Source organism: Agaricicola taiwanensis (assembly GCF_014635245.1).
GTDB classification, from domain to species: Bacteria; Pseudomonadota; Alphaproteobacteria; order Rhizobiales; family Methylopilaceae; genus Agaricicola; species Agaricicola taiwanensis.
Genome location: NZ_BMCP01000002.1, coordinates 1,000,847 through 1,015,839 on the forward strand (window position 1 = coordinate 1,000,847; position 14,993 = coordinate 1,015,839).

Consider the following 14,993-nt stretch of genomic DNA (forward strand, 5'->3'; position numbering starts at 1 on the left):
CCTTACCCGAACCAGGAACCGAACAGGACGAAGGGAAGTCCGAGCCCCTCCACAAAGACCGCCCAGGAGAATAAGACGAGAGCCGCGACCAGCAGCACAGCCGTTTTGAGGTGAAACCGTCTGCTGGCAAGGGTGGCGAGAAGGCCGGTGCCAGCCAGAGCCGGAATGAGGCCCAGGGGTCGGAGTGTGAAGGCAAAGAACAGTACCGCAATCAGAACCAGCCCCATGCCGCGCCACGCGATGTGACCGTATATCTCCCCTTCGAAACGGAAGCCCCTGACCGCGATGAGCAAGCCCATGGCGGCCAATACGACGCAGAGCACGAGCGGGAAATAGCCGGGACCCATGCGCGCGGAGCTTCCGAGCGGCAGAACGAAGCTCTGTTCGCCGAGCAGAAGGGCAAAGACCACCAGCAAGCCGCCGCCGATCACGTCTTTCGGGCTTTTTACCTGAAACATCTGGCGCTCCCCTGCCGCGTCATGACTTGCGGTTCAGTCCATAAAGTTCAGCCGGATTGTCCACGAGAATGCGGTTTCGAACGTCCTCGTCCTCGACCCAGTCCAGCAGCATGTCGATGAGATCGCCGTCGTTGGGCATGGTGCGGCCTGTCATATTGACATGCGGCCAATCCGACCCCCAAACGAGGCGCTCCGGACTGTGCCTGACCAGCGCTCGCGCCATGGGCGTCACGTTTGAGTAGGGCGGCTCCTGACGCGAGCAGCGCATGGGGCCGGAGAGCTTCACCCAGACACGGCCGGTATCGAGAATTTCCAACAGCTTGCGGAAGGCGGGCTGCTCCGTTCCCCCCTCGGCCGGGATGCAGGCGAAATGATCGAGCACGATGGTGCCCGGCATCTTCAGGAGTTCATCCGCATAGTCGACCAGTTCCGTACCGTGGGGATAGAACTGCACATGCCAGCCGAAATCGGCGATGCGCGCGGCCATGTCCGCCGACAGTCTTGGCATGTGGCCGCCGTGATTGGGGCTGACGAACCGGGCACCCCGGACCCCGAGCCTGTCGAGGCGGGCGATCTCCTCGGTGGTGACGTCGGAGGGGAGCAGGGCCACACCCCGAAACCTGTCGGGGAAACGCTCCAACACGTCAGTGAGGTGGCGGGTGTTCGGGCCATAGCCGCCTCCGCTCACCACCACCGCCATGCTCAACCCGAATTTATCCTGCATGGCGATGTGGGTTTCCGGCAGGGCATCTGCCGACGTGTATTTGCTGCCGGGATCGAACGGATAGCGGTCGGCCGGACCGAACAAGTGGATATGGCAGTCCACGGCACCGGGCGGGCACACCAGCCGGGGCGTTTTGGGGTTCGGATCCGGCGGCGGTGTCAGGGGCGGCACATGGGTGTTCATGAGGTTCATCCCGATCATTGAACGGTGAGCACGATCTTGCCGGCGGCATCCCCGCTTTCCAGGAAGCGATGGGCCTCGGCGGCTTCAGCGAGTGGATAGGTTTGGGTCACCAACGGCCTGATCCGGCCGGTCTCCAGCAGCGGCCAGACGCGCCGCTCCAATTGCAGGGCGATATGCGCCTTTTCCGCGGTCGTGCGCTGGCGCAGCCGCGCCCCGGTCAGCACCAGGCGCTTGTACATCACGTCGAAATAGTCGAACTGGGCCTGCCGGCCATGATCGTGGGAGATCATGCAAAGGCGCCCCTTGTCCGTCAGCATCTCCATATCCGCGGCCAAGTAGTTGGTGCCGACCTGATTGAGGATGACGTCAACGCCACGCCCGCCGGTGAAATCCTTAACCGCCTTCACGACGTCGGTGATGCGATAGTTGAGCGCGAGCACCGCGCCGAGATCAGCGATGAGGTGGCGCTTCTCCTCGCTTCCACCGGACGCGATCGCGCGCGCCCCGAAGGCCGTGGCGAGCTGCAGGGCAAAACTGCCGACGCCCCCTGCCCCGCCGTGGATCAGAACCGTCTCGCCCGGCTGCATGGATGACTGTTCGATCAGCGCAAGCCAGCTTGTGAAGGCCGCTTCCGGCAGTGACGCCGCCTCCACCATGGAGAGACCCTTCGGCACCGGAAGGCATTGCGCCTCCGGCACAGCGCAATGCTGGGCATAGCCGCCGCCGAGAAGGAGCGCGCAGACCCTGTCGCCGGGCCGCCAGCGACTAACACCCGGGCCGCAGGCAGCAACCTCGCCGGCCGCTTCGAGCCCGGGAATGGAAGGCGCCCCCGGCGGCATGAGATAGCGCCCCTGCCGCTGCTTTATGTCGGCGCGGTTCACACCGGCCGCATGGATGGCGATGAGCACTTCCCCTGGGCCCGGTTCGGGAACCGGGGCCTGGCGCAGCACAAGCGCGCCGTCCGGCCCCGACCCGTCGATGTCGATAACGTCCTGCACGGCCGCGCCCGTCAGTTGGCGGTTATGTTGGCGTCCTTCACCAGCTTGGCCCATTGCGGGATTTCGCGCTGGATCAGGGCATCCAGATCCTTGCCGCTGCCGCCGATGGGCCGCACGCCATCCTTCTCCAGCACGGCGCGGATCTCAGGCGTCAAGGCGTCGGTGAAAGCCTTCTCCAGCTTGGCCCTCACGGGCTCCGGTATTCCGGTGGGACCGACGATGCCCATCCAGAACGATACCTCGTATCCGGGATAACCGAGTTCGGCGACGGTCGGCGTGTCCGGCAGTTGCGGAATGCGCTCGGGACTGGAGACCGCGAGGAGCTTGAGCTTGCCCGCCTTCACATGGCTATAGGCGGTGATGTAGGCGTCGAGTTTCAGCTTCACGTGACCTGCCAGCAGGTCCGTCATGGCCGGTCCGGCGCCTTTGTAGGGGATGGCGGACATGTCGACCCCGGCGCGGCTTTTCAGAAGCTCTATGCCGAGATGCGGAAAAGTGCCTGGTCCCGCCGTCGCGTAGGTCAGCTTGTGGGTCTTGGCGTATTCCATCAGCTCCTTGAAGCTGTTCACCGGCACACTTGGATGAACGACGATCACGCCCGGTTGGTCGGCCACCAGGGCAACCGATACGAAGTCCTTGAGGGTGTCATAGGGCAGGTTCATCTGCACCGACGGATTGGCGGTATGCGACGTGGTCGTCATCATCAGCGTATAGCCATCGGGCTCCGCGGTCGCGGTCGCCTGGGCAGCAATGGAGCCCCCTCCGCCGCCACGGTTGTCGATGATGACCGACTGCCCCAGAAGCTCCCCAACCTTCGGCGCGATCCGACGCGCCACGACATCGGTGGTGCCGCCGGGGGCAAAGGGCACGATCAAGCGGATCGGCCCTTCCGGAAACTCGGCGCGCGCCGGTGTGGCGCCCGCGATCAAAGCACCTGTGAGCAGCGTCGCTGCCAAGCGTAGCATCTTCATGGCGTCCTCCGTTATTTTGCTCAGTTGTTTTTCTTCAAGCATTCACAGGAAAACAGGCTATTCGGCAGGCATAGCCTGTCCGCTGTAGTATTTTTTGATACTCAGGATGAGCAGTATCGCCGCCATTATGACTGTGACGGCTATGATGCTTCCGGCGAGAGGCCGGCTGACGATCTCGAGGAAATTACCGTCTGCCAGCAGCATGGCGCGGCGCAGGTTCTCCTCCACCATGGGGCCCAGGATGAACCCCACCAGCACGGGCGCCGGCTCGAACTTCAGGATCCGCATCAGATAGCCAGCGATGCCGAAGAAGATGAGCAACCAGACGTCGAAGAGATTGTTGGTTGCCGTGTAGGTTCCAAGGCAGATCAGGACGACAACGACCGGATAGAGCATGTTGGCCGGGATGCTGAGCAGACGGACCCAGATGCCGATCAGCGGTATGTTGAGGATGACCAGCAGGACATTGCCGATCCAGAAGCTGGCGATCAGACCCCAGAATATCTCCGGATGGCTCGCCATCAGCCGCGGGCCAGGCGATATCCCATGGATCATCAAGGCACCGATCATAAGCGCCATGGTGGCGCTGCCGGGAATCCCAAGGAGAAGGGTCGGCACGAAGGCGGTTTGACCCGCAGCATTATTCGACGCTTCCGGCGAGGCAATGCCTTCGATGGCTCCCTTGCCAAAGCGCGACGGGTCCTTGGCCACGCGCTTCTCTATGCTGTAGCTGATGAAACTCGCGATAGTCGGGCCGGTGCCGGGCAGCGGCCCAAGGATAGAGCCAATTCCCGAGCCGCGCAGCACCGGCAGGATGGAGCGCCTCACGTCTTCGCGGGTCGGAATCATGGATCGCAGGGAAACCTTGTTCAGCTTCCTGTCGCGATCGCCCGATTTTTCGCTGATCGCCGCGATGACTTCCGTCACGCCGAACAGTCCCATCGCCAGAACGATGAGGCTGATGCCATCGAAGAGGTCGAAGAAGCCGAAGGTGAAGCGATAGGTCCCGCTGTTGATGTCGATGCCGACAGTGCCAAGCAGCAGGCCCATGACCACCATGCCGAGCCCCTTGAGCGGCGAGCCCTGAGCAATTGTGGCCGAGGCCAGCAGCCCGAAGACCATGATGGCGAAGTATTCCGCCGGGCCGAATGCGAGGGAGAAGGAGACCAGCAGCGGCGCCATCGCCAGGAGCACGAGGATTCCGATGCTGCCGCCGACAAAGGAGCCCGCCGTCGTGACGAACAGGGCGACACCGGCCCTGCCCTGCTGGCTCATGGGATAACCATCGAGGCAGGTCACGGCATTGGCCGCGGTTCCCGGCAGGTTGAGCAGGATCGACGCGGTGGAACCGCCGTATTCGGTGCCGTAATAGACGCCCGCGAGCATGATGATCGCCGCCGTCGGATCAAGATGAAAGGTGATCGGCAGCAGCAGCGTCACGGCCGTGAGCGCACCGATGCCGGGAAGCGCTCCGGCAAGCGTGCCCAGGAACACGCCGGCGAAGCAGAAAGCGAGATTCTGAAGCGAAAAGGCGGTCGGGAACCCTACCGTGAACAGATCCATCAGAGCAGGCTCCCGAAGGCCGGTATGGGCAGGCCGAACCCGACGGAGAAAATCAGCCAGGCGGTGAGACTGACACCGATGCTGAGGGCCAGTATTCGCCGCAGGCCCAAGCCGGGATTGGCAAGCGTGCTGATAACGACGGTTACGAAGACGGCGGGCATCATGCCGGTGCGTTCGATCAGAAGCGCAAAAGCTGCGAGCGCCGCGACGATCGCCAGGATCGGACGCCATGGGATCGACGGCCAGGAACTCGGCTTGCTCCAGGCAGGAACGGCGATGCCGATGCCTATGGCGATTGCGATAATCCCCAGCACCATGGGGAAGTAGCCGGCCTGCATCTCACTGGCCGTGCCGATTCCATATTCGAAGGACTGCGAAAGGGACACCAGCCCGACGAGGCACATGAATCCGCCGCCGGCCAGGTCAATCACGCCACGCTTTTCCATCTGAACCATCCGGGTGTAGCGCGGAAGATGATGCAGGGAGGATCATCTTCCGCAGGTCAGCTCACGAAGGCATCAGTTCCAGGGCTGGCTCGCCCACAGCTTCTTGTATTTCTCGTCTTCCTGGCGGATGTAGGCGTTGTAGTCATCGATCTGCAGGAAGCGCAGCGGCAGCGGCGCTTTCTTGGCAAGGTCGATGAATTCGGGATCATCGACCGTCTTCTGGATCGCCTGTGCCAGCTTGGCCGTGACCTCCTTCGGCATGCCGCCCGGACCGGCAATACCGCGCGCAGCGCCCTGCACCACGTCGTAACCGGCCTCCTTGAAGGTCGGCACGTCAGGCGCACCATCCCAGCGGCTGTCTCCCATCATCCCCAGGGGTCGCACCAGATTGTCGGCGGCTTCCCGGCTCATCACGCCGAGATTGTAGACCCCGAGATCGATGTGGCCGCCGATCAGGGCCTGACGGACATCCGCTCCGCCGCTAAAGGCGATGTGCTTCAGCTTGATGCCGGCCTCGCGCTCGAACGCCAGCGCGGCGAGATGATCGTCAGAGCCTACACCAGTGGTGCCGTAGCTCAGCTTGCCCGGGTTCTCCTTGGCATGCTTGACGATGTCCTCGATGCTCTTGAACTCGCTCTCGATATTGACCGCCAGGGCCACCGGATCATCCACGAGATTGGCGATATAGGTGAAGTCGTCAGGCGAATACTTCGTCTTGCGCTCGATTGGCATGGTGAGGAACGGCGGCATGTTGACGAAGCCGATGGTGTAGCCATCCGCCGCGGCGCTCTGAACCTCGGTAAATCCCAATTCCCCGCCGGCGCCGGGTCGGTTGATCACCACGACCGGCTGACCAAGCTGCTTCTCCATGAAGGTGGCCATGGTGCGGGCAGCAAGGTCGGTGGCGCCACCCGCGGTATAGGCGACGATCATCTTCACCGGCCGGTCCGGGTAGGACAGGACAGGCGTCGCCGACAGAATAGATAGACCGACCGCTGATGCGATCACTTTCACCAGATTCATTGTTTCCTCCGATTATTTTGATGTGCCAGGCATCTCTGCGGATGCTTTGGCTGGAAGTCAGATTTTCTTGGACTTTTCCTTTAGAACCACATCGAGCTCCGATAGCGGTGCGCGGCTGCGGATGACCTCTTCCTGGCGCGCTTCCAGCGCGGCGAAGTCCACGACATGTTCCTTCAACTGCGCGACCATTCCGGCCGGCACTACCACGACACCATCGGCATCGGCATGGATCACGTCACCGGGTGTTATCAGCATGCCGTCCAGCGTGATCGGCACGTCGATACCGTAGAGGCCGTAGTCGGGCGATGGCGGCGACACTCCGAGCCCCCGGGCGAACACCGGGAAATCCATGCCGGCAAGTTCGTCCCCATCACGCACCAGCCCATCGGTGATGATCCCACTCAGCCCATGGTAGAGAGCCTCGTGGGTCATGTTCTCGCCAAGGAACCAGCGGTTGGCCCCCGAGGTGGAGACAACAAGCACATCACCGGGATCGAAATCCCGTATGATCGCGTAGATCGAGCGCGCGATCGGCGGCCGGCCCTGCCCGCGGGCATAGAGCAGCGTGCGGACACGGCCCGCGAGGCGCCGGCGTCCGCCCATGGCGCGGATGCCTTCGATCCAGCCGGCGGCACGAATGCGGCACATGGCGTCGACGGTGATGCCCGTTGGCTGGTTCGCCAAGAAGGTTGCGATATCTCGCGCCGCCGCGTCGGTGTCGATCGAGGTCGTCTGTCGTGCCTGAGCTTCCATGGTCATTGCGCCGCCTCCCCTGCCGTTTCGTTTTCATTGCGCAGCACGCCCTCGCGGCGCATCTCGTCCAGCTCCGCTTCCGAATAGCCGAGCTCCGTCAGCACATCCTCGGTGTCGGCGCCGATGTCAGGCTTGCCGGGCCAGCGCACCTTGCCGGGGTTGCGGGCAAAGCGCGGCACCACATTCTGAAGGCGCACCTTGCCGAGCTTCGGATCGTCCAGTTCCACCAGCGTCTCGCGCTCATGGACATGCGGATCGTCGAAAATCTGCGAGACGTCATAGATCGGCCCCGCGACCACTTCCCATTTCAGGAAGTGATCCAGCACCTCCTTCTGGGTGTGCTCCGCGATCCAGCCGGCAATCGCACCATCGCATTCCTCCAGCCGCTTCACGCGCAGCGGGTTGGTGGCAAGCGACGGATCATCGGCGAGATCATCCCGGCCGATCGCCCGGAACAGCCGCTTGGCGACCGAATTGGCGGCTGCAGAGACCGCCACCCATTTGTCATCCTTGGTGCGGTAAGAATTGCGCGGCACGCTCCAGGTCGAGCGATTGCCGCGCCTGGCCGAGACGAACCCGAGCTGGTCATAGTCGATCAGCATGGCGCCGAGCATGGGCAGCATGGGCTCGTAGAGGCTGATGTCGATCTCATCGCCCTGCCCGCCGTTGCGGTCGCGGGCGTAGAGCGCGGCCAGGACCGAATAGGCGCCTGTCAGAGCCGTGATGCCGTCCGCCAACGGGAATTGCGGCAGCGTCGGCGGTCGGTCGGCCTCGCCCGCCGTATGGGCGAAGCCGCTGAATGCCTCGGCCAAGGTCCCCATGCCGGGGCGCTGGCTGTAGGGGCCGGTCTGGCCATAGCCGCTGATGTGCAGCAGTACGAGCCCGGGATTGATCGCCGACAGCGTCTTGTAATCGAAGCCCCATTCGGCGAACCGGCCGGGCCTGAAGTTCTCGATCAAAATATCGGTCCGCGCCGCCAGGCGTTTCACCACATCGGCACCGCGTGGGGTGCGGATGTCGATGGACATCAACTTCTTGTTGCGGGAGGTGACGCGCCACCAGAGGCTCTGGCCATCGCGGAACCGTCCCACGCGGCGCACTTCGTCGCCCTGCGGGTGTTCGATCTTGATGACATCAGCGCCGAGATCGCTGAGGAAGGTGCCGATCAGCGGCCCCGCGAACAGCATGCCGACGTCGACGACCTTCAGACCTTTAAGAGGCCCTTGCGCTTCAGGAACGGGTTTCGTGGTTGTCATGGTCCACCTACCCTTTCAGGAGCTTGCGCGCGATCAGCATGCGCTGGATCTCGCTGGTCCCGCCGCCGATCTGGGCGTGACGGACGTAGCGATAGAAGAGCGTCAACGGGAGTTCGAGGGACTCGCCCATGGCGCCGTGGATCTGGATGGCGTCGTCAAGGCAGCGTGCACCCCAGTCGGCCGCAACCAGCTTCACGAGGGACGCCTCGGTGCGCACGTCCTCGCCGGCATCGAACTTCGCCGCCGCTTCGTAGATCAGTGCCCGCACCGCCCGGATCGCGGTGTACATGTCCACCAGCTTCCACTGGATCGCCTGCCGCTCTGAGATCGGCTTGCCGAAGGTAACCCGCTGCTTGGCCCATTCGATCGACATATCGAGCCCGCGCTGCATCTTGCCGAGACAGAAAGGCCCGCGCAGCAGTCGGTCATGGATCGTCAGCCAACTCTGGCCGAGGTTGAAGCCTTGCCCGACCTCTCCCAGAACCGCATGACCCGGCACCCGACAATCGGTGAAATGGATGATGAACTGCGAGGCCATGCTGTCGAGCCAGGTGGTGAGACCAGGCGTGACCACTTCCATGCCGGGATTATCGCGCTCCACCAGGAACATGGTGATGCCACCACGCTGGCGCTTGGTCGGATCGGTCACCGCCTGAACCATCACGAAATCGGCAGGATCGGCATTGGAGATCCACATCTTGGTGCCGTTGATGATCCAGTCGTCGCCATCGCGGACGGCGGAGGTCTTCATCATGCCGCCGGGATCAGATCCCGCATCAGGCTCGGTCTGGGCGAAGGCGGCGAGCTTGGTGCCCTCGATGCATGGCGTGAGATAGCGATCGCGCTGCGAGGGATCGCACATGTAGAGGATGTTCGGCACCTCGGCGAAAGGAAACGGCACCGCCGTGTAGTAGAATTCCTCGAGGATCGCGGCCTTGGCGAGGAGGCCGAGGCCGCTGCCACCGTATTCCTCTGGCATGTGCAGGCCCCAGAGCCCGGTGTCCTTTGATATCTTGTAGAGCCGCTCCACCGTCTCGGTCGGAAAGATGTTCCGCAGGGCATCGCGGGCCCTCAGGCTGTGCGCCTTGCCGGGATGCGCCAGATACTGGCGCTCCAATGGCAGGAGTTCGTCCCGCACGATCTGGCGGGCGAGATCCTTGAACTCCTGCACGTCGGACGGCAGGGCGAAGGCAGGTTCGGTATTCACGTCGGCAATGGCGTCCACGAAGCAATCCTCACGTCGTCAGATCAAGCACGCATCCGCTCGACGCCCTGTCGGGGCAGTTCCCGCGGCCAGCCCGCTCCAAGCGTTTCAAGTGTCTCGAACATCTCGAAGGCTCCCATCGGATCCAGATCCGAGCCGCCGTAGGCGAGACAAGCCTCGAATTTGGCGAAAAGCTCCTCGCGGGCGAGTGGCCGCGAGATATGCCCGCGCGCGCGGGATATCTCCTCGCTCACCAGCACCTCTCCTGAAGTCAGCCGCACGCTGACCTGGTCGGCCGGCGAATAGCTCGTCAGGGTCGGATCATAGGTTTCGTCGGCATCGACGAAGACCTTGGGCAGCAGCTTCTGCACCTCCGGCCGCAGCACAAACGAGTCCGTCAGATGCTGCAGCGTCACCGCCTGCTCCAGGAGCGCGCAAGCCATGGTGAACTCGATGCTGAACTTGGCTTCAAGACCCGTCTGCGGCCGGTGGTTGATCAGGATGGCGGCCTGGGTCTTGCCGATCTTGACTCGAATCTCCTCCACCTCGTCCGGCCGGATCGGTCGTTCGGCGACAAGCCCAAGCATGGCGTCGATGGCACGATGCGTGCAGTAGCAGGTGGGGAATTTCTTGATGCTGACCCCGTCATTGACGATGTGCCAGTCACGGCCGAGATGGGTGGCGCTCCGGCTGCGGTCAACGCTGCCACGCGGCGAGACTGCCGCCAGGAAGCCGCGCTTATGCTCCAGCACCGAAAGCCCGCCGCTCATGCCGTTGGCGGCGAGGCGTCCCGCCAGAACGCCCGCGTGGGCGGAAGCACCGGCGTGAAACGGCTTGATCATGGTGCCGAAGTTCGCCACCACACCGCTCGCCTGCGATGCGCCAAGCGCGATGGCGACCGCGGTCTCCTCGGGGTTCAGCCGGCGAAGATTTGCCATGGCCGCGGCCGCGGCCACAGCCCCATAGACACCCGTCGGATGCCATCCCTTTTCGTGAAGCTGGTCGTCCTCGCGTCGCACGAGTTCGGACCAGACCTCGAAGCCCGCGACATAGGCGGTGATCATGTCCTTGCCCGTCGAGCCGAGCGCCTCGCCCTCCGCAAGGATGGCCGGGACAAGGATGGCGCTGCGGTGGCCGCCGGCGTCGTCATAGTCAAGCGCATGAGCAGCGGTGCCGTTGATCCGTGCCGCGACGAGTGCCGAGGCGCGGCGCTCGGTGAACACGATGGAGGCCTCCGGCTTGCCGTCGAGCGCGGCAAGCAGCGTTGTCTCCATGATGCGCGCGGTATCCTCCGCGCTTCCCGCGATCAGCACCCCCGAGCAATCGAGAAAGCCGAGCTTGGCGACGTCGATGGCGGCCTGCGGAAGATCCGCATAGGTCAAGCCGGATACGAAAGCGGCGATTTCTTTGGTCAAAGCCATGATGATCTCCTCACGCCGCAGCGCTGACGGCTTCACGCAGCCGTGCCAGGCTGCCGCCCTTCATGACGGAGCCCGGCAGCGGGTGGCCCACGACTTCTTCCGCGAGCTGCGCCGCGCGGATCAGTTCCTCAAGATTGATGCCCGTTTCGATCCCCATCTCGTCGCACATGAAGACGAGGTCTTCGGTGCAGACATTGCCGGCGGCGCCCTTGTGGCCCGCGAAGGGGCAGCCACCGAGGCCGGCGACGGAGGCATCGAAGATCCGCACGCCCATCTGCAGACCCGCGTAGGCATTGGCTATGCCCATGCCCCGGGTGTCATGCAGATGCAGGATGAACTCGACGTCTGGATAACGTTCACGCAAGGCACCGACGACGCGTTTGACCGAGCCCGGTGTCGCCCAGGCCATGGTATCGGCCAGCGCGAAGGTCTTGAGCGTGACGTCATGCTCGCGGGCAAGGGAGAACACGCTTTCGGCCGCGGCGAGAACCTTCGCGGTCGATATGTCACCTTCGAAGTTGCAGCCGAAGGCGGCTTGCAGCCCCCCATGCGAGGTCGGCACGCCATGCTCGCGGTAGGTCTGCAGCATGTTCCGCGTCGCCTGGCGGTTCTCCTCCGGCGTCATGTTGGTGTTGCGCTTCAGGAAGGCGTCGGACGCGCAGAGCACGATGCGTCCCTTGACGTCGACGCGTTTGGCAGCGAGCGCCCGTTGCAGGCCCTGCTCGTTCAGCCACAGCGCCGTGTAGCGCACACCTTCACGCATGTTCATGCGTGCCACGACCTCGTCGGCATCGGCCATCCCGGGCACGCGCTTGGGATTGACGAAGGAGACCACCTGGATCTCCTTTACGCCCGTGCCGGACAGGGCATCGATCAACTCCAGCTTGCGTTCGGTCGGGATGTGCCCCTTCTCGAACTGGAAGCCTTCGCGCGGGCCTTCCTCATTGATGCGGATTGCTTTGGGCAGATCGGACATCACGCGCCTCCCTCGTCGGAGAAGTCGACACCAGCCGGCGGCACGAAGGGATAGGGTACGGGCTTGCCGGCGCGATAGGGCAGCGCCACCAGTGCCATGCCGGGTGTCGATTCCCGATCATTCTCGTTCTTGATGCCGAGCTTCAGTTCCACGATCCCGTAGTCATCCAGAGGGATCTTGCGCACGACCTCAGCCCAGACCCTGAGCCGCGTTCCGACCACGTCCATGGCGCGGAAGCGGAAGCTGACTTTCCAGGCCCAGCCCTCAAGCCCTGCCCAGTCCTTCAGGAGCTGCAGAATGAATTGCTGCTTCAGCGAGCCGTTGACCATCAGGCCCGGGAGCTTGTCGTGCTCCATGGCGAAGCGTTCGTCGTAATGGATCTTGTGCCAGTTCTCCATGGCGGCCGACCAGCGCATCAGATGCACGGTCGTCAGCGGCGCCTTGTGCAGTTCGTCGAGCTGATGGCCGACCTCGACATCCTCGAAGAGGATCTGCGAAATATCAGATGATGTTGCAATGGGTTTGGTGATCGCCTGTTCCATATTCGTCACCGCCTGATCTGTGTTTTGCTGAAGCGCATGATCAGCTCGCCGCTCTCATCCTTGAAGTCGCTCTCGTAGACCACAAAGAGCATGGGCCCCTTGGAGGTCTCGCGCTCGTAGATGTCCTTGTAGCGGGACGTGACGCTGACCCATTCGCCATGACGCGGGAGCTGGAAGATCTCCACGTCGGTGCCGCCGTTCAGCATGGCGAGATTGCAGGGGATGGGCGGCAACCCCAGGCTTGAAGAGCCGACTGCGCCATCGAAGTCGGGATCCTCCGCCCGCTCGTGCACGAGATCCGGGCCGCCGAATTCGAGCCGCAGCATGGCCGCTGCAAAAAGCGGCGGGGCCACCGGTGCCCCGTAACGGGTCCGCGCCGCATACTCCTCATCCATATAGATCGGATCAGGATCCATGATCGCTTGAGAGAAACGGCGAACGGCGCCGCGCTCGACCGGATCGCAGCACACCAAGGGCTGCGTTTCCATGCCGATGTATTTCCTGATGTCGTCGTTGATGATGCTCATCGTCCCGCCAGCAGTTTCGAGAGACGTCTTCAGCGCATATATCGTCTGCGCTTAAGCATCCTAATCAGCGCCTTTCGTATATTGCAAGGCCATTTTATTATTTTACAAAGCCGATATGGAACGCCCATATTGCCACCCAGCATCACGGACGAGCGAGAGCGCCATGTATTTCGGAAACTGCAAAACTCTCACAGCAGAGGTCTTCGCCACGCTGCCGGATCATTTCCGCATCACGGGGCGTCCGTCTCCGCGCAGCAGCGGCTCACGCGGTCAGCACAAGGAAACGCACAGCTTTTTGGAAGGCCCCTCCTTTGACCGCCAGGGAAACCTCTATGTGAACGACGTTCCCTACGGCCGCCTGTTCCGCATCACTCCGGGCGGCACGTTCGAACTGGCGCTGCACTATGATGGAGAACCCTGTGGGCATAAGATCCACAAGGATGGCAGCAGCTTCATCACCGACCAGCGCCTTGGGCTGCTCAAGGCCGATCTTGCGACCGGCGAGGTCTCACCCCACCTGCCGCGCCGCTACACCGAAGGGTTCCGCGGGCTCAATGATCTGTGCTTCTCGAGCGCGGGCGAAATCTATTTCACCGATCAAGGCCTGAGCGACCTCAGTCATCCCTACGGCCGGGTGTTCTGCCTGTCGCCCGACGGTACGTTGCGCTGCCTGATGGAGAACGCCCCAAGCCCCAACGGCATCGTACTCAGCCCTGACGGCACGTCGCTTTTTGTCGCCATGACACGCGCGAATGCCATATGGCGGCTGCCACTGATGGTCGATGGATCCTCTACCAAGATCGGCACCTTCATCACTCTTTCAGGTGGTGTCGGCCCTGATGGCATCACCATCGATGAATCCGGTGGGCTTGTGGTGGCCCATCCCGGCCTCGGCGTCATATGGGTCTTCGACAGCAGGGGCGAGCCAACCCATCGCATCGAATCGCCGGTCGGAAGCTTCGTCACCAATGTCGCGTTCGGCGGCCCGGACAACCGGACGATCTTCGCCACCGAGAGTCACTCAGGATCCATCCTGATGGCCAAGGTCGATATTCCCGGCGCGGCAGCCTTTTCCCACATGTGACCGAAAATCCAGACGTCCGATAACCTAGAATATCTTGGCGTCAGCGAGCAGCCTCCGGCATCGTCAGCACGAAATCCGCGATCATGCCGCCGATGCGGACGTGATGGCGCATTCGCGCTGCCGCCTCGTCCGCATCATAGGCCAGCAGCGCCTCCAGAATCTGTTCATGCTGGGAGAGCGATTCCCGCAGACGCTCAGGCTGCTCCAGACGAAAGTTGCGGAACGGTTGAAGCTGCTTCCACGTCCGGTTCGCAAGCGCTTCGAGATAATCATTATGCGAAGCGGAATAGATGCTGGCATGGAATTCGCGATTAAGCCGGGTATAGCCAATCGGATCGTCAATCGCCTTTCGGCTGCGCTCCAGCACGTCGCGAAGATGCTCGCGCTCCTCCTCGGTGGCGCGGCGGGCGGCCAGCCGCGCGGCCAATATGTCGAATTCGGCCATGAGCTCGAACATACCGATAAGCTTGGGCAGCGGAAGCACCGTGACCACAGGCCCGCGACGGGGTTGCGGCTCCACGAGGCCGATGGCGACAAGGCGCTGGATGGCCTCGCGCACGGGTGTGCGCGAAACGCCGAACTCGGCAGCCAAGGCGACTTCATCCAACTTCTCGCCCGGCTTCAGGGTGCCTTCGAGAATCATCTCCTCGAGCTTCTGGCTGAGATGTTCGCTTCGGGTCGCTCCCCTGTCGGGCATCATCATATCGCTCGCCAGCGGTATGTCAGTCTCGGGTGGACTGACAGGCTTCTTCTCGGCGGTTCTTTTCGTGCGGCTCACTGTATCCCCTTGGTCTTCTGTCGCGCAATCTTGCATACCAGATTGGCAATATCGTATACGTAAACACCTTCTTACATGAAATCGCG

General features: G+C 62.9%; 16 protein-coding genes. 1 reads left to right on the forward strand and 15 read right to left on the reverse strand.

The features are described 5' to 3' along the window. Positions 1-2: 2 nt before the first annotated feature. From IEV58_RS12105 to IEV58_RS12170, 14 genes are all read right to left on the reverse strand, one after another. On the reverse strand, positions 3-458 hold the full coding sequence (locus IEV58_RS12105) for a tripartite tricarboxylate transporter TctB family protein (RefSeq protein ID WP_188409968.1): 456 nt from the start codon (positions 456-458) through the stop codon (positions 3-5). Between the two features lie 19 nt (positions 459-477). Then, positions 478-1,365, reverse strand: coding sequence for an amidohydrolase family protein (locus IEV58_RS12110; protein ID WP_229729389.1), 888 nt, complete (start codon positions 1,363-1,365; stop codon positions 478-480). A 14-nt stretch (positions 1,366-1,379) separates the two neighbouring features. Next, on the reverse strand, positions 1,380-2,363 hold the full coding sequence (locus tag IEV58_RS12115) for an NAD(P)H-quinone oxidoreductase (RefSeq protein WP_229729390.1): 984 nt from the start codon (positions 2,361-2,363) through the stop codon (positions 1,380-1,382). An 11-nt stretch (positions 2,364-2,374) separates the two neighbouring features. After that, positions 2,375-3,334 (reverse strand): Bug family tripartite tricarboxylate transporter substrate binding protein, encoded by a 960-nt coding sequence (locus IEV58_RS12120; protein ID WP_188409970.1) that lies wholly within the window; start codon positions 3,332-3,334, stop codon positions 2,375-2,377. Positions 3,335-3,391: 57 nt separating this feature from the next. Continuing rightward, a complete protein-coding gene (locus IEV58_RS12125) occupies positions 3,392-4,897 on the reverse strand; it encodes a tripartite tricarboxylate transporter permease (RefSeq protein ID WP_188409971.1) in 1,506 nt (501 codons plus the stop codon). Then, positions 4,897-5,343: a tripartite tricarboxylate transporter TctB family protein gene (locus IEV58_RS12130; RefSeq protein ID WP_188409972.1), complete on the reverse strand. Its 447-nt coding sequence runs from the start codon at positions 5,341-5,343 to the stop codon at positions 4,897-4,899. The genes IEV58_RS12125 and IEV58_RS12130 overlap by 1 nt, the downstream gene beginning before the upstream one ends. Before the next feature lie 72 nt (positions 5,344-5,415). Then, entirely contained in the window at positions 5,416-6,366 is a 951-nt protein-coding gene (locus IEV58_RS12135; protein WP_188409973.1) for a tripartite tricarboxylate transporter substrate binding protein, read from the reverse strand. Positions 6,367-6,423: 57 nt separating this feature from the next. Continuing rightward, positions 6,424-7,125 carry an RraA family protein gene (locus tag IEV58_RS12140; protein ID WP_188409974.1) on the reverse strand — a complete coding sequence of 234 codons (702 nt, stop codon included), beginning with the start codon at positions 7,123-7,125 and terminating at the stop codon, positions 6,424-6,426. Further along, positions 7,122-8,375 carry a CaiB/BaiF CoA transferase family protein gene (locus IEV58_RS12145; protein ID WP_188409975.1) on the reverse strand — a complete coding sequence of 418 codons (1,254 nt, stop codon included), beginning with the start codon at positions 8,373-8,375 and terminating at the stop codon, positions 7,122-7,124. The genes IEV58_RS12140 and IEV58_RS12145 overlap by 4 nt, the downstream gene beginning before the upstream one ends. Positions 8,376-8,382: 7 nt before the next feature. Then, positions 8,383-9,600, reverse strand: a complete 1,218-nt coding sequence (locus IEV58_RS12150; RefSeq protein WP_188409976.1) for an acyl-CoA dehydrogenase family protein — start codon at positions 9,598-9,600, stop codon at positions 8,383-8,385. Positions 9,601-9,623: 23 nt separating this feature from the next. Further along, positions 9,624-11,000, reverse strand: coding sequence for an MmgE/PrpD family protein (locus IEV58_RS12155; protein WP_188409977.1), 1,377 nt, complete (start codon positions 10,998-11,000; stop codon positions 9,624-9,626). A 10-nt stretch (positions 11,001-11,010) separates the two neighbouring features. Then, on the reverse strand, positions 11,011-11,976 hold the full coding sequence (locus IEV58_RS12160) for a hydroxymethylglutaryl-CoA lyase (RefSeq protein ID WP_188409978.1): 966 nt from the start codon (positions 11,974-11,976) through the stop codon (positions 11,011-11,013). After that, complete coding sequence (locus IEV58_RS12165; RefSeq protein WP_229729391.1) at positions 11,976-12,518, reverse strand: MaoC family dehydratase; 543 nt, start codon at positions 12,516-12,518, stop codon at positions 11,976-11,978. The genes IEV58_RS12160 and IEV58_RS12165 overlap by 1 nt, the downstream gene beginning before the upstream one ends. 5 nt (positions 12,519-12,523) lie before the next feature. Further along, on the reverse strand, positions 12,524-13,045 hold the full coding sequence (locus IEV58_RS12170) for an FAS1-like dehydratase domain-containing protein (RefSeq protein ID WP_188409979.1): 522 nt from the start codon (positions 13,043-13,045) through the stop codon (positions 12,524-12,526). A gap of 163 nt (positions 13,046-13,208) precedes the next feature. Here IEV58_RS12170 and IEV58_RS12175 point away from each other — a divergent pair, with 163 nt between their 5' ends. Further along, the gene (locus IEV58_RS12175) at positions 13,209-14,129 is read left to right on the forward strand and encodes an SMP-30/gluconolactonase/LRE family protein (RefSeq protein WP_188409980.1); all 921 of its coding nucleotides are present in this window, start codon (positions 13,209-13,211) and stop codon (positions 14,127-14,129) included. Between the two features lie 40 nt (positions 14,130-14,169). Here IEV58_RS12175 and IEV58_RS12180 read toward each other — a convergent pair whose 3' ends face one another. Then, positions 14,170-14,907 (reverse strand): GntR family transcriptional regulator, encoded by a 738-nt coding sequence (locus tag IEV58_RS12180; protein ID WP_188409981.1) that lies wholly within the window; start codon positions 14,905-14,907, stop codon positions 14,170-14,172. Positions 14,908-14,993 lie beyond the last annotated feature (86 nt).